We start from the raw sequence: 24,496 nt of genomic DNA on the forward strand, positions 1-24,496 counted from the left end.
TCGCATTATTTTTTGTTATGCGAAAGTTGCACTAGCACTATCTTAGTTAATAGCTAAAAAAAAGATTGTGGTACTAGACTTGTTTAAGGTTAGAATTCGCCCAAACTATAGCTTAGGGTAGTCGATACAAACTGTGTTTTAGTCATGATTAGCACTGTAGATAGAGCGGTAAATGAGAGCTAAATTAAACTCACACTCTCGTTACTCTGGCACATAGCGAACACTAAGACTCAGCGAGTAATAATGCTAGCTAGATAACAAAATTCCTAACTTGTCCATTTTTGCCCATCGCCTTCTTACATTAACTCGGTCGATGAAGCCTAAATGATAAAAATAAAATTATATAAAAGAAGGAGACACCAGGTGGCAACAACCTCATTCTACGATCAAATTAATCAGCAGCTTGCTGAAGTTAAAGCGGAAGGCTTATATAAAAGCGAGCGGGTTATTGCCTCTCCTCAGCAAACCGAAATTGAAGTCAACGGTACCGAAGTAATGAACTTCTGTGCTAACAATTACTTAGGCTTAGCCAATCACCCCGAGCTCATCGCTGCTGCGCAGCAGGGATTAAGCGACCACGGTTTTGGTATGGCATCGGTGCGCTTTATTTGCGGCACCCAAGATATTCACAAACAACTTGAAGCCAGCCTGAGTGACTTTCTCGGTATGGAAGACACTATTCTGTACTCTTCTTGCTTCGACGCCAACGCTGGGCTTTTCGAAACTCTCCTCGGCGCTGAAGATGCCATTATCTCAGATGCACTCAACCACGCCTCAATCATCGATGGTGTTCGTCTATGTAAGGCTAAGCGTTTCCGCTATGCCAACAACGATATGGCCGATTTAGAGACCCAACTTAAAGCAGCGAAAGAGGCTGGCGCGCGTCACATTCTTATCGCGACTGACGGCGTGTTCTCGATGGATGGCGTTATCGCTAACCTTAGAGGTGTATGCGACCTTGCAGACAAGTACGGCGCACTTGTGATGGTTGATGATTCACACGCAGTAGGCTTCATCGGTCAAAATGGCCGTGGTACCCATGAATACTGTGACGTAATGGATAGAGTCGATATCATTACCGGCACCTTAGGTAAGGCATTGGGTGGTGCATCGGGTGGATTTACTTCGGGTAAGAAAGAGGTGATTGACTGGTTACGTCAACGCTCTCGTCCGTACCTGTTTTCTAACTCATTGGCGCCTTCTATCGTAACGGCATCAATCCATGTACTCGACATGCTCAAATCTGGCCAAGCACTACGTGAAGCCGTTTGGGAAAACAGTCGTTACTTCCGTGAAAAAATGACCGAAGCAGGCTTTACTTTAGGTGGTGCGGATCATGCCATTATCCCAGTGATGATTGGTGACGCTAAGCTCGCCGGTGATTTTGCCAATCGTCTACTAGAAGAGCATATCTATGTTGTCGGTTTCTCTTTCCCTGTAGTACCAAAAGGTCAGGCGCGTATTCGTACTCAGATGTCTGCAGCCCACACCCGTGAGCAGTTAGATCGTGCTATCGATGCCTTTACCCGTATCGCTAAAGAGATGGGCATAATTTAGGATTCAATGATGAAAGCGTTAAGTAAATTAAAGCCTGAAGAAGGCATCTGGATGGTTGATGCGCCAAAACCCGAAGTTGGCCATAACGATCTGTTAATCAAAATTCGTAAAACCGCCATCTGTGGTACCGATGTACACATCTATAACTGGGACGAGTGGTCACAAAATACGATTCCTGTCCCCATGGTTGTAGGCCATGAGTATGTGGGTGAAGTCGTTGAAATAGGCCAAGAGGTTCGTGGCTTTGCCATTGGCGATCGCGTCTCTGGCGAAGGTCATATTACCTGCGGACACTGCCGTAATTGCCGAGCAGGCCGTACTCACCTTTGCCGTAATACCTCTGGTGTTGGTGTAAACCGTGAAGGTGCATTCGCCGAATATTTGGTGATCCCAGCATTTAATGCTTTTAAGATCCCTGATGACATCTCTGATGACTTAGCCTCTATCTTCGATCCATTTGGTAACGCAGTACATACGGCTCTATCTTTTGATCTTGTCGGTGAAGACGTGCTGATCACTGGGGCAGGTCCTATCGGTATTATGGCTGCTGCGGTCTGTCGACATGTCGGCGCTCGTCATGTGGTGATCACCGATGTGAACGAATATCGTCTCGAACTGGCGAAAAAAATGGGCGCCACCCGAGCCGTCAATGTGGCCAAAGAAAAACTTGAAGATGTCATGCAAGATCTAGGTATGACGGAAGGTTTCGATGTCGGCCTTGAAATGTCTGGAGTTCCCGCAGCATTCCATTCAATGCTAGATACCATGAATCATGGTGGTAAAGTCGCAATGCTAGGGATCCCTGGAGGCGAAATGGCAATTGATTGGAGCAAGGTGATCTTTAAAGGATTAATCATCAAAGGTATCTATGGCCGTGAGATGTTTGAAACTTGGTACAAGATGGCAAGCCTTATTCAATCAGGCCTTGATATCTCTCCTATTATCACTCACCACTTTAAGGTTGATGATTTCCAAGCGGGCTTTGACGCTATGCGCTCGGGTCAATCTGGTAAGGTGATCCTAAGCTGGGATTAATCTAAAACCAGATCGCAATACGGAACTGTACAGTCTCAGCTTCGTATTGCACACCCATTCAAAATCTCTACTTTTTATGGATTTACTATGTCAGCTTTTCAACACTTAAGTGTTAATCAACTTATCCATCTGCAGCAAGAAAACAGCCAACTGCAAGTGGTCGATATTCGTGATACCGCTAGTTTCGAAGCTGGGCACATTCCTCATTCGACCAACTTAACCAACGAGAATCTTGCCGCTTTCATTGGCGATGCAGATATGGACAAGCCATTGGTTGTGGTTTGCTATCATGGCATCAGCAGCCAAAATGCCGCACAATACCTAAATGAACAAGGTTTTGATGATGTCTATAGCCTAGATGGAGGCTTCCAAGCCTGGCGCGACGCCAACTAACCTCTACGAGGAGTGCTAAATGCTGGAAATTGGTCACTTACCTAATGCTCGAGCCGCTCAGGCGTTAATCGACTACCTTAAAGGCCAAGGTGTCAACTGCCAGCTCACTCCTACTGAGCAAGGTGTGGTTATTTCGGTAACTCAGGAAGCTGACTACTCAATAGCCAAAATGGAATATGAGCAGTTTCTCCGAAACCCCAATGATGAGAAGTATTTACAGGCATCTTGGGACAACGGCAGTACCAACACTAAATTCGATTACGGCGCCCCTGGTCTGCAATTATTTACGCAATTTGTCTCTGGCGCAGGTCCGCTAACCCTAACGATCATCGCCATTTGCAGCATCATCTTTGTAGGCTTCAATATTGGCTTTGCCAATACCCTGTTTGAGCACCTATCATTTTTTGGTGCAGTTCCTGACAGTGGCTTTGAACAATTCTGGCGAATATTCACCCCTAGCCTAATCCACTTTTCGGCCATGCATATCATCTTCAATCTGCTTTGGTGGTGGTATCTAGGCGGAAAAATCGAAAATCGACTGGGAATAAAACCCCTGCTCATTTTGCTATTGGTCGCCGGAACCCTACCCAATATAGTGCAATACTATCTCGCGGGTCCCAACTTTGGTGGACTCTCGGGTGTGGTCTATGCCGTGGTTGGATACACTTGGATAGTTGGAGTCAAACGTCCAGAATCAGGGATCGGGCTACCGCCAGCTTATATAGGTTTCATGTTACTTTGGTTGGTATTTGGATTTACCGATATGTTTGGCCTATCTATCGCTAACGGCGCTCATATTGGTGGGCTTTTAGTGGGTATAATCCAAGGGTTTATCGATGCAAAAAAACACGCCTAGGCTAGTGCCTAGGCCTTTAGTATAACTTCAAGATTAAGCAGTAAACTCCAGTATTTTGTTCACCAGCTTTTCAATACCGATATGCGCCTGAGCGATATTTTCTGCGAGCATATAGGCAGGAGTGCTCACCAGTTTATTGGCTTCGTCGACGACAATCTGCTCTACGTTGGCATCGACATGCTGACCACCCATTAAATTAAACGCATGGGCGGTTTCGCTGTCATGGCCAATCGTGCCGCGCGCACCAGCATTATAAAGTTTAGGTATCATGACTGGCGAGATACAGATGAAACCAACGGGCTTTTTAGCTTCGATAAACTCATTGATGAATATTTCAACTTCTGGAGCCAGATCGCAGTCACTGCCGTTCACTGCAAAATTACATAGATTCTTAGCAGCCCCAAAACCACCAGGGATAACTAAAGCATCAAACTTTTCGATCTCTAGCTCTGTAGTGGCCTTGATGTCGCCTCGAGCGATCCTTGCCGACTCGACCAATACGTTGCGCTTATCGTCAACATTTACTTCACCAGTTAAGTGATTAACCACATGCATCTGCTCTATATCTGGGGCAAAGCATTGATAGCTAGCACCAGCTTGCGTTAAACACAGCAGTGTCAGCACAGCCTCATGGATCTCGCTGCCATCAAAGACCCCTGTCCCGCTCAACAAAACAGCTATCTTTTTCATTAAAAACTCCTCTTATAGAACTAATAATTTTAACAAACAAACAACAAACCTCTTGATCTGTTTATTTTTCGTGCTAAGTTAGTTCATCGACTTTAGCAAGGCACTCAAGATTCGCCAAGTAAGAGTTGAAAAAATGGATTCAAAATAAAAAGTCCACAAATTAGGAAGTTTTACTTGGAAGTAATACCTAGTTCACACAAAAAATAAAAACAAATAAAAATCAACAGTTTGAATCACCACCTTTAGTTGTCACCGTGATACCAACTCTTTGAATTAAATTTTAGCTCACAGACTTATCCACAGCCTGGTGAGTAATTTTGCATGGCCGAAATCCTCCTGATGTGGCATGCTAGCGCCATCATCGAACACCGATAAATGAATTAAAATTATGCCTAATATAGCCAATAACCCTCTCATTCTTGTGGATGGTTCTTCATATCTTTACCGTGCTTACTATGCCCCCCCTCACCTCACCAACTCAAAAGGCGAAGCCACTGGTGCGGTTTATGGCGTAATTAATATGCTACGTAGCCTGCTTAAACAATATAAGCCGACTCAGATGGCCGTCGTCTTCGATGCGAAAGGCAAAACATTTAGAAACGACATGTATGCCGAATATAAGGCCCATCGCCCGGCCATGCCTGATGATCTACGTACCCAAATTGAACCATTACACCGCATCATTCGAGCACTTGGCTTACCGCTGGTTTGCATTCCAGGCGTTGAAGCTGATGATGTGATAGGCACCATAGCGACTCAAGCGAGTAAAGAAGGGCGCTCAGTGCTGATCAGCACTGGCGATAAGGATATGGCCCAGCTAGTTGATGATAACGTGACCCTCATCAACACTATGACCAATACCATACTCGGCCCAGATGAAGTTATCGAAAAATTTGGGGTCGGACCCGAATTGATCATCGATCTACTCGCGCTTCAAGGTGATAAAGCCGATAACATTCCAGGGTTACCGGGGGTCGGAGAGAAAACCGCGTTAGCTATGCTTCAAGGACTTGGTGGCATAGCACAAATTCTAGCCAACTCAGACCAACTACCAGGGCTTGGCTTTAGAGGCTCGAAAACTATGCCGGCAAAAATAGCCGAGCATGGCGAGATGCTAAAACTCTCTTATGAACTAGCAACCATTAAACTTGATGTTGAACTCGATCAAGATTGGCATCAGCTTACTATCACGCCAGCAGACAAAGACGAGCTAGTAAAATGCTACGGCGAGATGGAGTTCAAACGCTGGCTGGCTGAAGTACTCGATGGAAAAGGCGCGAACAGCACCACGTCCAGCGATGAAGACGAAGAAGAGAGCATGCCAGTCCCACGAAATATCGACGCCGAGTACAGCACCATATTAAGCTGGCAAGATCTAGATGAATGGATTAACACCCTTTCTAAGGCTGACTTATTCGCACTCGATACAGAAACCACCAGCTTAAACTACATGCAAGCCAAACTTGTCGGGTTATCGTTTGCCGTTGAACCAGGTAAGGCAGCCTACCTGCCTTTGGGACATGATTATCCCGATGCCCCAGAACAACTGGAAATGGCCCAAGTATTAGCCAAGCTCAAACCATTACTTGAAGATGCCCACATAAAAAAGGTCGGCCAAAACTTAAAGTATGATATGAGCATCTTGGCGAATGTTGGGATCACCCTTCGCGGCGTTGCGTTCGACACCATGCTCGAATCCTATGTCTTCAACTCTGTGGCATCGAAGCACAATATGGATGACCTGGCGCTTAAATATCTAGGTCACAAGAACATCAGCTTCGAAGAGATCGCTGGCAAAGGGACAAAACAGCTTACTTTTAATCAAATACCATTAGAAACTGCAGCGCCTTATGCGGCCGAAGATGCGGATATCACCTTAAGGCTGCATCAACATCTATGGCCAAGATTAGAGAAAGCCAAAGATCTTGCCAAGTTGTTTAGCGAAATTGAACTGCCGCTACTTACCGTGCTATCCCAAATTGAACGTCAAGGCGTATTAATCGACGGCATGCTACTTGGCCAACAAAGCGAAGAATTGGCGCGAAAAATAGATGAACTTGAACACAAAGCCTATGAGATAGCTGGAGAGACATTTAATCTCAGTTCAACTAAGCAGCTACAAACTCTGTTTTTTGAAAAATTGGGTTACCCTGTCATTAAAAAAACCCCAAAAGGTGCGCCATCTACAGCAGAAGAAGTGTTAGTCGAACTCGCCCTTGACTATCCGTTGCCAAAAATCCTGTTAGAACATAGAAGCTTGTCGAAATTAAAGAGCACCTATACCGATAAGCTGCCTCTCATGGTCGATGCAAATACAGGCCGGGTGCACACTAGTTACCATCAAGCAAATGCGGCGACAGGACGCCTGTCATCGAGCGAACCCAATCTGCAAAACATTCCGATCCGTACTGAAGAGGGTCGTCGTATTCGTCATGCATTTATCGCCAATGAAGGACGGAAAATCCTCGCTGCCGATTACTCTCAAATAGAATTACGCATTATGGCGCACTTGTCTCAAGATAAGGGGCTATTGAGCGCATTTGCTGAAGGCAAAGATATCCACCGTGCAACTGCAGCAGAAGTTTTCGATGTCGACTTTAGCGAGGTGACCACCGAGCAGCGTCGCCGTGCTAAAGCGGTTAACTTTGGCCTAATTTATGGCATGTCGGCATTTGGATTAGCCCGCCAACTCGATATCCCTCGTGCAGAAGCGCAAAAATATATCGATATCTATTTCAAGCGCTACCCGGGTGTCCTTAAATACATGGAAGATACGCGCGCGATAGCTGCAGAGCAGGGTTACGTATCGACACTATTTGGCCGTAGACTCTATCTGCCAGCAATTAAAGATAGAAATGCGATGCGCCGTCAGGCTGCGGAGCGTGCAGCCATCAACGCGCCAATGCAAGGTACTGCGGCGGATATTATTAAAAAAGCAATGATAGATGTGGCACATTGGATTGCCAATGACACCAATGGTGAAATAAGCATGATCATGCAAGTACACGATGAGTTGGTTTTCGAAGTCGATAGTGACAAAGCCGAAACCTTGAAGAGTAAAGTGTGCGAACTCATGGCCAAAGCAGCCAATCTTGATGTTGAACTCCTTGCAGAAGCGGGGATTGGTGATAATTGGGAACAAGCTCATTAATACAGACGCTATAACATAAGTAATACGTCCAATATCAGCTATACGGCCTCACCTCAGGTGAGGCTTTTTATTGCATCAAAAACAGTAATGACAATGATGTTCGGTGTACTAAACGATAGTTTTCACTGTAATCCACACTCTATCCATCAACTTTAAGCTAAATAGCCGATCTAATTATGAAAAAGTAATTTAATTTCATTTTTAACATAAAAATAGCTAAATTATTATTTTAAAGCGTAAAAATGAACATTTACGATCAAAAACATGCTGATTAAGTAAGCAGGTTTTTAGATATTGCTCACATTATTGCCACTTTTGCTAAAAAACAGTTTCCCAAATTACGGTCAATACAGTATTATTCTCTGCGTAGGGTACAGAGGTTAAGATGTTCTATCTTTCAGACCTTTTTATTTCACTGTTAAAGTGAACAGCCAAATTATGGCGCCCCAGCGACTCGTTTGCTGGGGCTTTTTTTCGCCCAAAATTTATTTTAGAGCAAATACTTCAACTTCATTCTAATTCGCGATATGCTATTACCATTAAGCGCCATCTTATATCGATGGAACTTGAGTCTTGTTGAATTTAGCTTCTCCCCAAAAAAGCTAATTTATTCACCGATGGTTAACGCCATCGGTTTTTTTTGCCATTTTTTGCTCATCAATAAACTCATTGCGATCTATCGCTTCCGGCCAAAAAAAACGCTTCACAAAGGAAGCGTTTAGTCGTTGTCTTTATTGCGACGCCAATTCTACTCTTCGTCAGCCTCAGCCAATGCTTCAACCAACCAGTCTGGATGACACCACTCATTCAAAATACCCAAAACCTTAGGTTTACCCGTCCCTTTTAGCGAAGAAAAGGGTTCAACCTTAACGGCATCACCGAAATCAGCCAAAGCTTTACGCACTTCATTAACCATTTTCATACGTGCGCTCTGGGCCAACTTATCACACTTAGTCAATAGGGCCAGCACAGGGATCTGACTATCCACAGCCCACTCAATCATCTGCATATCGAGATCTTTTAACGGATGACGAATATCCATCAATACCACTAAGCCACTTAAGCACTCGCGCTCTTGTAGGTATTGGCCTAATGCCTGTTGCCATTTTTTCTTCAACGCCAATGGCACCTGAGCAAAACCATAACCAGGCAAATCGACCAAACGGCGATGCTCATCTAACGCAAATACGTTAATTAATTGAGTTCGTCCTGGAGTTTTACTGGTACGCGCCAAGCTCTTTTGCTCTGTCAGCTGGTTTAATGCACTAGACTTACCGGCGTTTGAACGCCCAGCAAACGCAATCTCCACCCCTACGTCACCAGGCAAGTGCTCATTAAGATGTGCGATATCAGGTGCACTGATCAAAAACTTAGCCTGCCGAAAATCGATACGAGAATCAGTCACTACCCACTCCAAAATTTGTTTATTCTTTAGTTTAAATATCGAAGAGTTGCTTACATTTGCACAATTTCGTGTAAAATATTACTCCGATCACATAAATCATATTTTATCACGCTTGCAGGTCACTCTCGTAAGCTCAGGACAAAAAATTTAACTAAAAGTTGGAACGCCATGAAAAAGTTAGCTATTGCGCTATCAATTTTAGCCACATTATCAACGCCAGCTATCGCTGCTGGTGATGCTGAAGCGGGAAAAAATAAATCTATGCTTTGTTCTGCCTGTCACGGTGTTGATGGTAACAGCATGATAGACATGTACCCAAAGCTTGCAGGACAGCAAGAATCTTACCTTAACAAGCAATTGCACGATTTGCGTCAAGCCGCACACACTGGTGGCAAAGAAGGTCGTAACGATCCAATGATGAGCCCAATGGCTGCAGGATTGAGCGATCAAGATATTGACGATTTAGCCGCTTATTTCTCTTCACAGACGCTAGTGGTCGGTGAAGTAAAAGATGTTCCAGCTCATGGTGAACAGCTTTACAAAGGTGGTGATGTGGTACGTGGTATCACAGCATGTATCGCCTGTCATGGCCCAAATGGTAAAGGCTCTGAAGCTGCAGGCTTTCCCGCTATTGCTGGACAACATGCAAATTACATCAAAATACAGCTGAATAAGTTTCATGATACAACTCGTAACAACGACCTAAATGGTATGATGCAAGATGTTGCTAAGAAACTAACTAGCGAAGATATCGAAGCATTATCTAAATATATTTCAAGTATTAAGTAACTTGTTAGCTTTTATAAAAGGGTGGTTTTAACCGCCCTTTTATACATACCAAAGTTTACGTTTACGTAAACTGCAAAAAAATAGAGGCTTGACATGGATCACATATTTAGGTTTAATTGTGCCCGTACCGAGGTGAACCCAACTGTTTAGACAAAATTTATCTAATAATATTAAACAGATTTCGGTATGCAAAAATCATTTAAGATATAAGAATAAAGCTAAACCATAACAATAATAATACTTAGACCACTCACTAAAAATAATAAGAGCAGTACTTCACATTTGAAGTCAGGTCAAAACTATTTGGTAAGGATATTGGTTAGGAAGGCCAATGCGCTATATAGCACTCTCCTTACAGTTCAGAAAGCAGTTAAACTACTGGTCTTACTGAACCAATGTGTAAACACTACAAGGATGGTTTATTAGGCGTCATAGATGACGATATGGATAGTGATGTGTCATGAAGACCATCTACGGAAGCTGTGGTCAGGAAGGCAACAGGAAATAAAAAAAGCGTCTGGAAGACCAAAAACTAGAAAATCAAGCATGGATAGCTGACTAAAAAATAAGATGGAATCCGACCGGGAAAGTCGCTTAGCAAGTAAGGAAACTTGGAATCAGAATTGAGTACCTTTGGTACTTTTTGGAAGGCGACAGTCATACTGTCGCCTTTTTTTATTGCAAGATGTAGACTAACCCAACAACCTTAGAGAGTTATTCGTCATTGATGCGCAGATGCCCCTTGTGTAGTAGCGATAAAACCACTCCTTTTTACCAAGATAGAAAACGCGCTATCCATCGCTGTAAAACCTGTATGTTGTTATTTGCTGATGCCAGTTCGCATCTCCCGCCCGATGCAGAGCTAAAAAAATATCAAGCTGCAAACAATAAACACAAGCCAATGCAGCAGCTGATCTTAAGTTTGGTGACTCAGCTAGAACAACTTAACAAGCAACCTTTAGTTGGGCTCAATTTCGGAAGAGTTACCACTGGTTCTCTGATAAGTGACCTCACGAACAAAGGACACCAACTCTATCAATACGATCCCTTTTTCGCGCCCGATCACCAATTGCTAAAACAACAATATGATTTCATCTGTTGTTACAAGGTCTTTGAGCATTTTCGCTTCCCCAGCCGAGAATGGCATCTGCTCTGCTCAATCTTAAAACCAGGAGGTTGGATAGCAATTAACACCCAGTTAATTACCGAGTTGAACGGCTTCGCGAAATGGCACCATAAAAATAATTTAACTCATGTCAGTTTTTATCAGCAGGCCACGTTTCAATTTCTAGCAAAACAGGCCGACTTTACGCTATTATTCGCGTCAAACGATCTCCTTTTGGTGCAAAAACCATCAAAATCTGATATAACACGCGACCCAAGTTCACTTATCTAATCAGATGTAAGATAAGTTCACGATATTTTTGTAGTTGAGATTATTGCTATGTCCCGTAAAAAAACGCGCAAAATCAATGAGAATGCGCCTAAACGACAACCAAGAACAAAGAAAGAAGAGCGAGTCGTCGCAGGTAAAAAGCAAAATGCGGGTAACAAAGCGGGCAGTCGTCACAACGAAAAGCAGATCCAACAGGCTCAAACGGGAACGGCAAAAGCTAAAGATCCGCGTCATGGAAGCAAAAAGCCTGTAGCGCTCGATCTTCCGAAAGCGAAACCTGTAGAGAGTAAGCCTAAAGCACCAAAAATGAGTGACGAACAGAAGCTGCTTAAGTTAGAAGATGATCCACGTCTAAACTCACTACTCGATATGCTCGAAGAAGGTAAAACTCTCAATGCGGCAGATCAAGCTTGGTTAGAGAAACAACTCACTGAAATCGAACGATTGATGGATCGTCTCGGCATCTCTGAAGAAGATGACTTAGCACATGTGATGAAAACTACAACAAGCTCCGATGACGACCTACTTGATAAATTCGAATCAGGTGCTGATCTTCTTAAGGACTATCAAAACCGCGATTAGAGTTAACGCGAGTCGCGCATAATGGCACCTAATTCGGTGCCATTTCTATATCAACGCCATTATACCGGTAGGTATGACACATCATTATCAGGATCCCATTATGACTACCTATCTTATTGTTATTGGAGCCTTCATTATTTTCGGGCTCGCAGCCTACGCTACAAGCTTATTGATAAAGTTAAAACAACAAACGCAACAGCTAAAAGCACAACAAGATGCCCAGCAAGCAGCAACACAAGCGCGTGAAAATGAACTGCTAGGCAATATTCATTATATTGCAGCTGCGATGCTAGAAGAAAGGTGTGAGCTATCTGAAGGGGTTATGCGCATTGGTAAATTGTTTGAGATCCTCGGTCAAACAGAACAAGTATTACCACGCTATCCATCACTGTTTAAACATTTTGAGGTGATAAAAGTACACCCTATTATGGAACAGCGAAAAACCTTGGAGAAACAACAACGGATGAAATTAGATTTGCTCAGAATGAAATCCGAAGCAGCATTAGAAGCAGATATAAATCTAGAAGCTCAGAAACTTGTAAAAGATTACTCAGCTTATGCTAGCTAAACAGCGATATGAAGCAAACCGCCAGCCTAGCTTGGCCAATAAGCCAAGATAAAAGTAACGGCGAGTGATCGGCCCCGATAACATTGAGCGTGAGAGCGCGCACAAAATTTAGCTTACACCACAGACATTGGAAGGAAATTCAAGGATATTCGCTAGCTAACATAAATTGCAGTGCTAATTTGCAACCTGGATCAATGTTATTCGCTCGATAACATTGCATACTTCGCTAGTTGCTAATTTACTACCTTCGGAGGACACGCCTTGAAGCAGCCCACCCAAATTAGTTGGGATCAGTCAATGATCGAAAAGTATAATTATAGCGGTCCCCGTTACACCTCTTATCCGACCGCCTTAGAATTTGACGACTCTTTCACCGAAGACGATCTACTGACTTCCATAAAAAATAGTAAAAGCGACAAACTCTCGCTCTACTTACACATACCGTTTTGCGCCAAGCTTTGCTACTACTGTGGCTGTAATAAGGTGATCACCCGTCATTCACATAAAGCCGATCAGTACATCGAATATCTCGCAGCTGAAATTGTAAAACGCGCACCGCTATTTAAAAACTATTTAGTCACACAGATCCATTGGGGCGGTGGTACACCGACCTTCCTCAGCCCTGAGCAAATTCTGAGACTATCCGCACTTCTTCGCGAGCATTTCAATATTGCCGATGAAGGCGAATACTCCATTGAAGTCGACCCACGTGAAATCGAGCTATCTATGCTTGATACACTCAAAGAGGCGGGCTTTAATCGTATCTCTATTGGTGTGCAGGACTTTAACAAAAAAGTTCAGATAGCAGTAAACCGCGAACAGGATGAACAGTTTATTTTCGATCTTATGGCAAAAGCCAAAGAGATGGGATTTGTCTCAACCAATATTGATTTAATTTACGGTCTACCACATCAGACACCTGAAACCTTTGCAGAAACTATGCAACGGGTTTTAGATCTCGATCCGGACCGTCTCTCTGTATTTAACTATGCTCACCTACCGGCTCGCTTTGCCGCGCAGCGTAAGATTAAAGATGAAGATCTAGCCTCTCCACAGCAAAAGCTGGAGATGTTGCACCAAACTATCGAAACCTTAACTGGCGCTGGCTACCAATATATCGGTATGGATCACTTTGCTAAGCCTGATGACGAGCTATCGATATTACAAAATGAAGGACGCCTGCACCGCAACTTCCAAGGTTATACAACTCAAGAAGAGTGCGACCTACTTGGTCTAGGCGTTTCATCGATTAGCCAGATTGGTGATTGCTACGCACAGAATCAAAAGGATATTCGCCCTTACTACGAATCTGTCGATGCATCAGGCCATGCATTGTGGAAAGGCTGTAAGCTAAACCGTGACGATGAGATTCGTCGCGTAGTGATTAAGCAGCTTATCTGTCATTTCGACCTAGATATGGCCGCTGTCGAACAACAACTCGGCATCAACTTTGAAGAATATTTTGCAGAAGACCTCAAACTACTGCAAACATTCATCGATGATAAACTGGTTGATATTACCAATAGAAAGATCACCGTTAGTGATACAGGTCGCCTATTAATCCGTAATATCTGCATCTGTTTTGACGTTTATTACCGTGATAAGGCGCGTCAGCAACAGTTCTCTCGCGTGATCTAACTGCAAACAGATTTAGCCTGCTTTAAGGCTAAATCAAGCCATAAAAAAGCCGATGACAATTCATCGGCTTTTTATTAGCTAAACTACAGCACTAAGCTTTTGAGGCATACAGTGCTTTACGTTCGCTATCTGACAGAAATGCCATCTCGACGCCGTTACGTTGCAGTGTTGCCAACTCGGCATCGGTAAATCCCATCTCTGACTTGACTACCCGATATTCATGCTCAATATCAATCGCACTTACACCAGGATCGTCTGTGTTAAGTCCAATCAATACCCCAGCATCCATAAAGGTGCGCAATGGATGCTCTTGATAGCTAGCGACGGTTGAGGTATGCAAATTACTCGTCGGGCAAGATTCTATGCCAATTTTATGCTTAACTAAATATTCCATTAACTTGGGATCATGCACCGCATTGACACCATGACCAATACGAGTTGCGCCTAACTCTTGAATCGCCTGCCACATACTTTCTGCGCCAGCAGCTTCACCAGCATGAGCTGTGATGGCTAAATTCGCATCTCGGACTTTCTTGAAATGGTCATTAAATAAGGCGCCAGGAAAGCCGATTTCATCACCAGCAAGATCCATGGCCACCAAATGTTGTTTATGTGCAAGCAGCGCATCAACCTCTTGCATACAGGCCTCTTGGCCGAATGAGCGCGACATGATGCCAATCAAATTGATTTTAACATCATGCTCTTTGACACCAGCCTTAACGCCGTCAATCACTGCCTCAACAACAGCTTCAAGCGGTAACTTATGGTTCATCGCCATATAATATGGACTAAAGCGCAGCTCAGCGTAATCAAGCCCTGACAATGCAGCATCTGCAACATTTTCATAAGCAACACGCTTAACAGCATCGAGATCAGCTAACACGGCAACCATCCAATCTAGTTTCTTTAAAAACGCAACTAGACTAGATTCTTTCCCTTGGATTTGAACAAAAGGCGCTAGTCCTTCCAACGTATCGGACGGCAACGCAATATTATGTTGATGGCCTAACTCCCAAATCGTCTTAACCCTGACGTTACCATCAAGATGACGATGAAGATCCACCAACGGTATGGACGTATCGATCATATTTAACCCCTTTGTGAACCCCTCAGCCAATATTGTTGTTATTTGGTCTGAAGTTGTTGTCACTATAACATGCCTTTTTTAATGATATGCATGACTTATGTTCAGCTTTTAAGCTTTATATTAGTCACAATAACTCACTGACGTCATAAAAGTTATCCGGTATTTATAATGACGCTGTTAAAGCGAATAATGCATAATATCTGCACACTAGTAATAATTAAAACTTAAGGACTCTCTGATGCACAAATGCTTTATCTCTTGCCTACTCCTATTAAGCCTCAGCGCATGTCAACTTAACCCATCGATATCGCCAACGTCCGTAACTAAGAACGACATAACGTCTGCACCAACTGCGGCTAACCCACAACTGGCATCCTTAATAGATAAAGCTTGGCAATTAAGATTAGAGTCTAGTCCAGATTTAGCTTATGCTCAGGGAGACACGACTGCAGCAGGAAAGCTTGCCGATATGTCACCTGAGGCGCTGGCAACAATAAATAGTAAAGAACAAGCACTGTTAGATAGCCTTAAACTGATAGATAAAAGCTCCCTTGCCAAAGAAGACAAGATCAATGCGCAGATCTTGCAATATCAGCTGCAAAACAGCGTCGACCTATATCGCTATAAAGATCATTATCTGCCGATTTCAGCAGAGAGTGGATTTCATGCTTATATTGCATCGATTGCTAAAGGTCGGTTCAATACCGAGCAAGATTATCAAAACTATATTGCTAAACTAACAGCATTACCCCAATACTTCGCACAGCAAACCTACTGGTTAAAGCAGGGACTGAACTCAGGGATCACGCCAGCTAAAATCACCCTAAATGGTTTCGAAAATAGTATTAGTGCCTTTATCGTTCCTGTAGAAAAAAGTGGTTACTTTGAGCCATTCACTCACTATCCAAAACACTTCAGTGATGAACAAAAACAACAGTTCACAGAACAAGGCAAACAGTTAGTTAGCAACACAGTGCTACCGACTTACCGAGCTTACTTTGATTTCATGACTAAGGAGTATATTCCTGGTGCTCGCAACACCATAGCGGCATCAGATCTTCCTGATGGGCGGGAGTTCTATGAAAACAGGGTGCGTTATTACACCACTCTCAATATGACGGCCGAACAAGTGCATGAGCTCGGGCTTAAAGAGGTTAAACGGATCCGCGAAGAGATGCAGACAGTCATTAATCAAGTCGGCTTTAAGGGTGACTTTGCAGCATTTCTTAACTTCTTACGTACTGATCCTCAATTTTATCCAAAAACACCTGAAGAGCTGCTAAAAGAAGCGGCATATATTGCCAAAAAGGCCGATGCCATGCTGCCTAAGTATTTTGGGAAACTACCCAGAATGCCTTATGGGATCCAGCCTGTGCCAGCAGAAATAGCCCCTAAGTACACCACAGGCAGATATTCAGGTTCTAATCGTGCAGATGAACCAGGATACTACTGGGTGAACACCTACGCCTTGGATAAACGCCCACTATATGAAATGGAAGCATTAACGTTACACGAGGCTGTACCGGGTCATCATCTGCAGATCTCACTCAATCAGGAATTAACCTCTCTACCTAACTTCCGTCGCTACAGTTATATTTCAGCTTTTGGTGAAGGTTGGGGGCTCTATTCAGAGTTTTTAGGTTTAGAAGCTGGGTTCTATCAAGATCCCTACAGCAACTTCGGACGATTAACCTATGAGATGTGGCGGGCGGCTAGACTTGTGGTCGATAGCGGCATGCATGCAAAAGGCTGGTCTCGTCAACAAGCACTAGACTTTATGGCAAGTAATACGGCTTTATCAATGCATAACGTGACCACAGAGATCGATCGTTACATCTCTTGGCCAGGCCAAGCACTTTCATACAAAATTGGTGAGTTAACCATTAAGCGCCTGCGCAAAAAAGCGGAATTAGCTTTAGGTGAGCAATTTGATATTCGTGCATTCCACGATGCGATTTTAGCAAATGGTTCAGTTCCCATGGAGTTGCTTGAGCAGCAGATTGATGACTTTATCAAACGACAGAATAACAAGTCATAACCAGTAATCTTAACCCAAATAAGAGTGGTGGGTGCAAACCTGACTCATCACTCGTGGTTACTAACGGAACCATGTTACACTGACAGCTATCAGATCACTGTCCTGCCAAATCAATGTTTACAGCCATTAACGACCAAAATATTGCCATTAAACCATTACTTTTTTCATCAGAAGAGAGTTGTAATACAGAACAAGTCGATCGTTTTTGGCTGGGTGTTACCGAGGGGATGCTGACAACGCAGGATAATGTTTCGCTCGCCTATTGCTTCATTAAACATCCTCAATCAAGTAAAGCTATAGTGATCAGCAGCGGTAGAATAGAGGCTTACTTAAAGTATAAAGAGCTCATTTTCGATCTCTACCACCTCGGGTATAGCATCTATGCGCTCGACCATCGCGGCCAAGGTCTATCTAGTCGACTATCAAGCAACCCACATCAAGGACATATCAATAGCTTTGATGATTATATCGATGATTTTGATCTTTTTATCAATGATGTTGTCAAACCCGCTAAACATAAGTCTTTGTTCTTAGTGGGTCACTCTATGGGCGGAACCATAGGTACGTTATATATTAAAAAATCGCCATCGACCTTTAAGGCCGCGGTATTTTCAGCACCTATGTATGGCATTGTATTGCCGCTGAATAAACACTTCATTCGATGGCTTGCCAAGCAATTAGATAATGGTTCAGCATCTCACCCCAATTACGTCATTGGTGGCAAAGATTACACTCCAGAGGCTTTTAAACACAATGATCTAACCCATAGCGAATCTCGTTATAACAACTATCGTCAAATCTACCAAGCGTTACCTCAGTTGCAATTGGGGTCGCCCACCAACCGATGGTTGATAGAGGCGATTGATGCCAGTGAACGCGCAGTTATCGCAGCGAAAGAATCACAAACACCGATCTTAATCTTGCAGGCAGAAGAAGACTCTATTGTTGACAATGATTGTCAAGATAGAGCTGCCAGTGAGCATTGTGTAATAACAGAGATAGCGTCTGCGCGTCATGAGATCTTTATGGAAAAAGATCTCCCAAGAAATCATGCATTATCATTGTTAAGCGAGTTTTTAAACTTACATAGCTGAAGATGATATCTTAGCCTTAGCACTAATAAGCGCCTTAAGTTTATCTGCCATCATCGGGCGGTGAAATAGATACCCTTGATATAGATCGCACTGATAAGCAGCCAATTGATCATGCTGTGATTGAATCTCAACTCCTTCAGCAACAAATTGTAAGTCTAGGCTATGAGCCATATCTATCATGGCCTTAACAATCGCTCCAGACGTTTCACCATTGCCCATGTCTCTGATAAAACTGGCATCCAGTTTCAATCTATTCAATGGCAACCCTTGTAAATAACTCAGCGAACTATACCCTGTACCAAAATCGTCAAGCGCTATACTGACGCCCGCTTCGCGCAATACACTCATGGACTGCCTAACCTGATCGATATCAGTCAACAACGCATATTCTGTAAGCTCTAATTCAATATTATTCGCCTGGATTTTTTGCTCTTGTAGTGTATTTAGTAAATTTTTTGAAAACTCATGCTGGTTAAATTGGCGCGAACTGACATTTATAGAGATCATTGGTGGCTCGATGCTTTGCTTCTCTAACAACTGAATAAAGCGGCAAACCTCCAATACGACCCAATGACCAATCTCGTTGATTAAGTCACTGCCTTCTGCAATCGGAATAAACTCCGCAGGAGAGATAGAGCCGTGTTGCGGGTGTTTCCAACGCAATAAAGCCTCTACAGACACAACATTGCCATCAGTATTCACTACAGGCTGATAAACCAATGATAATTGCTCTCGGTCGATAGCATGAACTAACTCAGTTCTAATCAGCAAGTTTCGCTCTGCCTTAAGGTCCATCTCTCGACTATACACAACGACCCCATCGCGACCATTCTCCTTTACTTGCGCTAAAGCTAAACTAACTCGTTTTAGATGCTGCTCTGGTAATAATTGCTCTGAATGATCAACAATAGTAATCCCCACGCTAGCAGACAAATTAAAAGTATGAGCGCTAATATTGAAACTTCGCGCTATAAGTTGTCGCACCTGGCTCGCTAAAGCTTGGGCTCTACGTTGAGCAAGTATCGGGTCTGTCGGTAATCGTTTAACCAAAATAACAAACTCATCAGCCGCTAAGCGGGCAATTAAAGAGTTAACTGAAAAATAACTAGATAACCTTGCTGCGATTTGAATCAACAATCGATCACCACCGTGATGACCAAGTACATCATTCACAACTTTAAAGTTATCCAAATCAATCATAAACAATGCTGCGCAGCTGTCTGACTCTTTCTCTAAATCATAAAGTTCATCCATCAAAGCACGTCTATTTGCCAAATCGGTAAGAAGATCATGCTTAACTTGGCGAGATGCTGCCTTCTGATTTCTAATATCATCAGTTACATCAGATAGAGTCCCGATCATCCTAAGGGGTCGCCCTTGAGCATCCCACTCGACAGTCATACCACGATCTAGCACCCAAATATAGTGTCCCTGCTTATGACGTAATCTGTGTACACTCTCAAACTCTTCTGTTTTTCCTGACAAATAGCCACTTAGCGTGTCTAGAGTGCTCTTCTTATCATCAGGGTGTAACCGACTCTGCCATGTCAATAGACTACCTGACAGCTCATAAGGTTTATAACCGAGCATATCCTTCCATCTATCGGAAAGGAAAACCGAGTCATCCAAGATATTCCAATCCCAAATACCGTATCGAGAGACCTCTACAGCAAATAGCCAACGCTGCTCACTATCCTTTAGCTGCTGGGTACTGCTCAAGTACTTATCCTTAAAATAGGACAAATTATCAGCGAGTGACTCAAGCTCTATGAATGGCGAATAAGCATTACTGACAGGGACTTCCTCGCCATTGACTTCACTAGACTGCTGGCTAATCTGCCTTAACGGACGCAGTACATATCGATAAATAAATGCCAAAAGAACCAAGATGATCCCCAAGGCAATAAGTCCGATTCGGATTAAACTAAGGAGCACATTTTTATCTGACGCCATTAGTGCTGGAGATACGTCGTACTCCAAATAAATAAGTTCTGGCCTTTCAACCGACAACGAAGATACCGCAGGGAAAATAGGGAAATATGCTTGTATAGATTGTCTCTGCTCATTGAACTTAATCAGAGGTGTATTGGTATCTACCGCTTCATGATGATAATCCTTCAGATAACCATCAATAACTAAACTTGCAGAGCTGTCTCGCCAAACAGCGTGATTAGCGAAACGTATATTGCCTTGACGATCAATTAAGGTATAAACAGCCATCCATATATCACTGCTCGATAGCGATATCTCCTCCTCAACGCGTGAAAAACTCTGTGATTCGGATGCCAAAGAAACCAAATGATTCATTCGAGTGAGCATCTGGGAAACCGAATCAATCTTACCGTTATAGACATCAGTATGATGCTGATTACGTTCAACATAGTATGAAACAGTTAAAAAAAAGACAAACAGAAGAATACACACCAAAGGTGTAAATAAAAGCAGTGATGGACGTACAAAGAGTTTTTGCAAAAGCGAATGTACCTAATTGAAACACTCAATCAAACAACACACCTCTGTATTCTACACAAAAATGAGTTTAAAAAGCAGTTTAACTGCGTAATTATGACACAGTTAACTTGTTATCGTTAGTAATACCAATCAGTTGAACTGGGGGCAAACTCGTTAACACAGCATCGAAAGCAGTAAACTCTCGCAGAGCGATCAGATCTTTATACTGATTGGTATAACCACTCTTTTGCTTTTCTAATTTCCTCCCAAAACGAAAAAAGCCTCTGCATTACTGCAGAGGCTTTCGTCTTTATGTTGGCGGAGCGGACGGGACTCGAACCCGCGACCCCCGGCGTGACAGGCCGGTATTCTAACCAACTGAACTACCGCTCCTTTAGTAAAACGCTTACGCGGGATACTAAATTAGGCGCCTGGAAATGACCTACTCTCACATGGGGAGACCCCACACTACCATCGGCGCGATTGCGTTTCACTTCTGAGTTCGGGATGGGATCAGGTGGTGCCACAATGCTATGGTTTCCAGACAAATTTGGAAATTTAGAAAGCTGTTCCCGCCTAAGCAGGAAGTTTTAAAATTGAGTCACACTAAATCAAGTGGCTGTATTCTTTCGCTAAGTATTCACTTAGTTAGAAACCCTTTTGGGTTGTATGGTTAAGCCTCACGGGTCATTAGTACAAGTTAGCTCAACGCCTCACAACGCTTACACACCTTGCCTATCAACGTAGTAGTCTCCTACGGCCCTTTAGAGAGCTTAAAGCTCTAGGGATGACTCATCTTAGGGCTCGCTTCCCGCTTAGATGCTTTCAGCGGTTATCGATTCCGAACGTAGCTACCGGGCAATGCCATTGGCATGACAACCCGAACACCAGCGGTTCGTCCACTCCGGTCCTCTCGTACTAGGAGCAGCTCCCTTCAATCATCCAACGCCCACGGCAGATAGGGACCGAACTGTCTCACGACGTTCTGAACCCAGCTCGCGTACCACTTTAAATGGCGAACAGCCATACCCTTGGGACCGACTTCAGCCCCAGGATGTGATGAGCCGACATCGAGGTGCCAAACACCGCCGTCGATATGAACTCTTGGGCGGTATCAGCCTGTTATCCCCGGAGTACCTTTTATCCGTTGAGCGATGGCCCTTCCATTCAGAACCACCGGATCACTATGACCTACTTTCGTACCTGCTCGACGTGTATGTCTCGCAGTTAAGCTGGCTTATGCCATTGCACTAACCGTACGATGTCCGACCGTACTTAGCCAACCTTCGTGCTCCTCCGTTACTCTTTGGGAGGAGACCGCCCCAGTCAAACTACCCACCAGGCACTGTCCTCAACCCCGATTCAGGGGCCAGAGTTAGAACATCAACACTACAAGGGTGGTATTTCAAGGTTGACTCCAACAAGACTGGCGTCTCATCTTCAAAGTCTCCCACCTATCCTACACATGTAGGGTCAATGTTCAGTGCCAAGCTATAGTAAAGGTTCACGGGGTCTTTCCGTCTAGCCGCGGGTATACGGCATCTTCACCGCAATTTCAACTTCACTGAGTCTCGGCTGGAGACAGCGTGGCCATCATTACGCCATTCGTGCAGGTCGGAACTTACCCGACAAGGAATTTCGCTACCTTAGGACCGTTATAGTTACGGCCGCCGTTTACCGGGGCTTCGATCATGAGCTTCTCCGAAGATAACCCAATCAATTAACCTTCCGGCACCGGGCAGGCGTCACACCGTATACTTCCTCTTGCGAGTTTGCACAGTGCTGTGTTTTTGATAAACAGTTGCAGCCACCTGGTATCTGCGACTCCCGTCAGCTTAAAGAGCAAGTCTCATCACCAACAGGAGCGTACCTTCTCCCGAAGTTACGGTACCATTTTGCCTAGTTCCTTCAGCCGAGTTCTCTCAAGCGCCTTGGTATTCTCTACCCAACCACCTGTGTCGGTTTGGGGTACGATTCCTGCTAACCTGAAGCTTAGAAGATTTTCCTGGAAGCATGGCATCAACTACTTCAGTTCCGTAGAACCTCGTCGTCAACTCTCAGTGTATGTGCACCCGGATTTGCCTAAGTGCACCACCTACTGCCTTAAACGCGGACAACCAACGCCGCGCTAGCCTAGCCTTCTCCGTCTCTCCATCGCAGTTAGCAAAAGTACAGGAATATTAACCTGTTTCCCATCGACTACGCCTTTCGGCCTCGCCTTAGGGGTCGACTCACCCTGCCCTGATTAACATTGGACAGGAACCCTTGGTCTTTCGGCGAGGGGGTTTTTCACCCCCTTTATCGTTACTCATGTCAGCATTCGCACTTCTGATACCTCCAGCGTGGGTTACCCCTTCACCTTCAACGGCTTACAGAACGCTCCTCTACCGCACTAGCGCAAGCGCTAGTACCCATAGCTTCGGTGTATTGCTTAGCCCCGTTAAATCTTCCGCGCAGGCCGACTCGACTAGTGAGCTATTACGCTTTCTTTAAATGATGGCTGCTTCTAAGCCAACATCCTAGCTGTCTAAGCCTTCCCACATCGTTTCCCACTTAGCAATAACTTTGGGACCTTAGCTGATGGTCTGGGTTGTTTCCCTTTTCACGACGGACGTTAGCACCCGCCGTGTGTCTCCCGAGTAGTACTCATTGGTATTCGGAGTTTGCAAAGGGTTGGTAAGTCGGGATGACCCCCTAGCCTTAACAGTGCTCTACCCCCAATGGTATTCGCTCGAGGCGCTACCTAAATAGCTTTCGAGGAGAACCAGATATCTCCCGGTTTGATTGGCCTTTCACCCCCAGCCACAAGTCATCACCGCATTTTTCAACATACGTGTGTTCGGTCCTCCAGTTGATGTTACTCAACCTTCAACCTGCCCATGGCTAGATCACCGGGTTTCGGGTCTACACCTTGCAACTAAACGCGCAGTTAACACTCGGTTTCCCTACGGCTCCGCTATTCGCTTAACCTCGCTACAAAATGTAAGTCGCTGACCCATTATACAAAAGGTACGCAGTCACGGTCTCAAGAACCGCTCCCACTGCTTGTACGTATACGGTTTCAGGTTCTATTTCACTCCCCTCACAGGGGTTCTTTTCGCCTTTCCCTCACGGTACTGGTTCACTATCGGTCAGTCAGGAGTATTTAGCCTTGGAGGATGGTCCCCCCATGTTCAGACAAGATGTCACGTGTCCCGTCCTACTCGTTTTCACGTAAAGTTAGTTTTCATGTACGGGGCTATCACCCTGTGCCGCTGTGCTTTCCAACACATTCCACTAACACCCTCTACGCTTAAGGGCTAATCCCCGTTCGCTCGCCGCTACTAGGGGAATCTCGGTTGATTTCTTTTCCTGAGGGTACTTAGATGTTTCAGTTCCCCTCGTTCGCCTCACAACACTATGTATTCATGTTGTGATACTAGCTTATGCTAGTGGGTTTCCCCATTCGGACATCGTTAGCTCAAATGCTTGTTACTAGCTCGCCAACGCTTTTCGCAAGTTACTACGTCCTTCATCGCCTCTGACTGCCAAGGCATCCACCGTATACGCTTAGTCACTTAACCATACAACCCAAATGAGTTTCACAAGGAAACAAACTTTATCAAGCGGGTAAGCTTGATGTTGTATCGCAACTAATGGTGTTTACTTTCGCCAAAAGAATACTCATGAATCATCATCCTAATTAAAGGGAATGATTCGGCACTTGATTTAAGTGTTTGAGAACTCAATTTTAATTTTCGCGTCAATGCTACAAATAATTACGTAC

The 24,496-nt window shown here is 44.1% G+C and carries 16 protein-coding genes, 1 tRNA gene and 2 rRNA genes; 12 read left to right on the top strand and 7 right to left on the bottom strand.

Features of this window, described 5'->3' with window-relative positions:
• Window positions 1-363 precede the first annotated feature (363 nt).
• From K0I73_RS18370 to glpG, 4 genes are all read left to right on the top strand, one after another.
• A complete protein-coding gene (locus K0I73_RS18370; RefSeq protein WP_220062453.1) occupies window positions 364-1,557 on the top strand; it encodes a glycine C-acetyltransferase in 1,194 nt (397 codons plus the stop codon).
• Between the two features lie 9 nt (window positions 1,558-1,566).
• A complete protein-coding gene (tdh, locus tag K0I73_RS18375; protein WP_220064459.1) occupies window positions 1,567-2,592 on the top strand; it encodes an L-threonine 3-dehydrogenase in 1,026 nt (341 codons plus the stop codon).
• A gap of 87 nt (window positions 2,593-2,679) precedes the next feature.
• Entirely contained in the window at window positions 2,680-2,985 is a 306-nt protein-coding gene (glpE, locus tag K0I73_RS18380; RefSeq protein WP_220062454.1) for a thiosulfate sulfurtransferase GlpE, read from the top strand.
• Window positions 2,986-3,004: 19 nt separating this feature from the next.
• Entirely contained in the window at window positions 3,005-3,841 is an 837-nt protein-coding gene (gene glpG, locus K0I73_RS18385; protein ID WP_220062455.1) for a rhomboid family intramembrane serine protease GlpG, read from the top strand.
• Window positions 3,842-3,874: 33 nt separating this feature from the next.
• On the opposite strand, the gene elbB is transcribed toward glpG, so the two are convergent.
• Window positions 3,875-4,531: an isoprenoid biosynthesis glyoxalase ElbB gene (elbB, locus tag K0I73_RS18390; RefSeq protein ID WP_220062456.1), complete on the bottom strand. Its 657-nt coding sequence runs from the start codon at window positions 4,529-4,531 to the stop codon at window positions 3,875-3,877.
• Window positions 4,532-4,919: 388 nt separating this feature from the next.
• Here elbB and polA point away from each other — a divergent pair, with 388 nt between their 5' ends.
• Window positions 4,920-7,682 carry a DNA polymerase I gene (gene polA, locus K0I73_RS18395; RefSeq protein ID WP_220062457.1) on the top strand — a complete coding sequence of 921 codons (2,763 nt, stop codon included), beginning with the start codon at window positions 4,920-4,922 and terminating at the stop codon, window positions 7,680-7,682.
• Between the two features lie 748 nt (window positions 7,683-8,430).
• Here polA and yihA read toward each other — a convergent pair.
• Window positions 8,431-9,087: a ribosome biogenesis GTP-binding protein YihA/YsxC gene (gene yihA / locus K0I73_RS18400; protein WP_220062458.1), complete on the bottom strand. Its 657-nt coding sequence runs from the start codon at window positions 9,085-9,087 to the stop codon at window positions 8,431-8,433.
• A 168-nt stretch (window positions 9,088-9,255) separates the two neighbouring features.
• Between yihA and K0I73_RS18405 the strand changes: the two genes are divergently transcribed.
• From K0I73_RS18405 to hemN, 5 genes are all read left to right on the top strand, one after another.
• The gene (locus K0I73_RS18405; protein WP_220062459.1) at window positions 9,256-9,876 is read left to right on the top strand and encodes a c-type cytochrome; all 621 of its coding nucleotides are present in this window, start codon (window positions 9,256-9,258) and stop codon (window positions 9,874-9,876) included.
• Window positions 9,877-10,603: 727 nt separating this feature from the next.
• Window positions 10,604-11,272 carry a methyltransferase domain-containing protein gene (locus tag K0I73_RS18410; protein ID WP_220064460.1) on the top strand — a complete coding sequence of 223 codons (669 nt, stop codon included), beginning with the start codon at window positions 10,604-10,606 and terminating at the stop codon, window positions 11,270-11,272.
• A 48-nt stretch (window positions 11,273-11,320) separates the two neighbouring features.
• Window positions 11,321-11,854: a Der GTPase-activating protein YihI gene (yihI, locus tag K0I73_RS18415; protein ID WP_220062460.1), complete on the top strand. Its 534-nt coding sequence runs from the start codon at window positions 11,321-11,323 to the stop codon at window positions 11,852-11,854.
• Window positions 11,855-11,954: 100 nt separating this feature from the next.
• Complete coding sequence (locus K0I73_RS18420; protein WP_220062461.1) at window positions 11,955-12,422, top strand: DUF2489 domain-containing protein; 468 nt, start codon at window positions 11,955-11,957, stop codon at window positions 12,420-12,422.
• Window positions 12,423-12,683: 261 nt separating this feature from the next.
• On the top strand, window positions 12,684-14,060 hold the full coding sequence (hemN, locus tag K0I73_RS18425) for an oxygen-independent coproporphyrinogen III oxidase (protein ID WP_258405238.1): 1,377 nt from the start codon (window positions 12,684-12,686) through the stop codon (window positions 14,058-14,060).
• Between the two features lie 91 nt (window positions 14,061-14,151).
• Here hemN and add read toward each other — a convergent pair whose 3' ends face one another.
• Window positions 14,152-15,147, bottom strand: a complete 996-nt coding sequence (gene add / locus K0I73_RS18430) for an adenosine deaminase (protein ID WP_220062463.1) — start codon at window positions 15,145-15,147, stop codon at window positions 14,152-14,154.
• A 238-nt stretch (window positions 15,148-15,385) separates the two neighbouring features.
• On the opposite strand from add, the gene K0I73_RS18435 reads away from it, so the two are divergent.
• A complete protein-coding gene (locus K0I73_RS18435; protein ID WP_220062464.1) occupies window positions 15,386-17,185 on the top strand; it encodes a DUF885 domain-containing protein in 1,800 nt (599 codons plus the stop codon).
• Between the two features lie 113 nt (window positions 17,186-17,298).
• Window positions 17,299-18,279: an alpha/beta fold hydrolase gene (locus K0I73_RS18440; protein WP_220062465.1), complete on the top strand. Its 981-nt coding sequence runs from the start codon at window positions 17,299-17,301 to the stop codon at window positions 18,277-18,279.
• Here the strand turns inward: K0I73_RS18440 and K0I73_RS18445 are convergent.
• The 4 genes from K0I73_RS18445 to K0I73_RS18460 all read right to left on the bottom strand — a co-directional run bounded on the left by K0I73_RS18445 (window position 18,268) and on the right by K0I73_RS18460 (window position 24,293).
• On the bottom strand, window positions 18,268-20,751 hold the full coding sequence (locus K0I73_RS18445) for a putative bifunctional diguanylate cyclase/phosphodiesterase (RefSeq protein ID WP_220062466.1): 2,484 nt from the start codon (window positions 20,749-20,751) through the stop codon (window positions 18,268-18,270). The genes K0I73_RS18440 and K0I73_RS18445 overlap by 12 nt on opposite strands.
• Before the next feature lie 295 nt (window positions 20,752-21,046).
• Window positions 21,047-21,123: transfer RNA gene (locus K0I73_RS18450), tRNA-Asp, on the bottom strand.
• Between the two features lie 36 nt (window positions 21,124-21,159).
• A 5S ribosomal RNA gene (gene rrf, locus K0I73_RS18455) occupies window positions 21,160-21,275 on the bottom strand.
• A gap of 124 nt (window positions 21,276-21,399) precedes the next feature.
• Window positions 21,400-24,293 (bottom strand): 23S ribosomal RNA (locus tag K0I73_RS18460).
• Window positions 24,294-24,496 lie beyond the last annotated feature (203 nt).

This window comes from Shewanella mesophila (genome assembly GCF_019457515.1).
GTDB classification, from domain to species: Bacteria; Pseudomonadota; Gammaproteobacteria; order Enterobacterales; family Shewanellaceae; genus Shewanella; species Shewanella mesophila.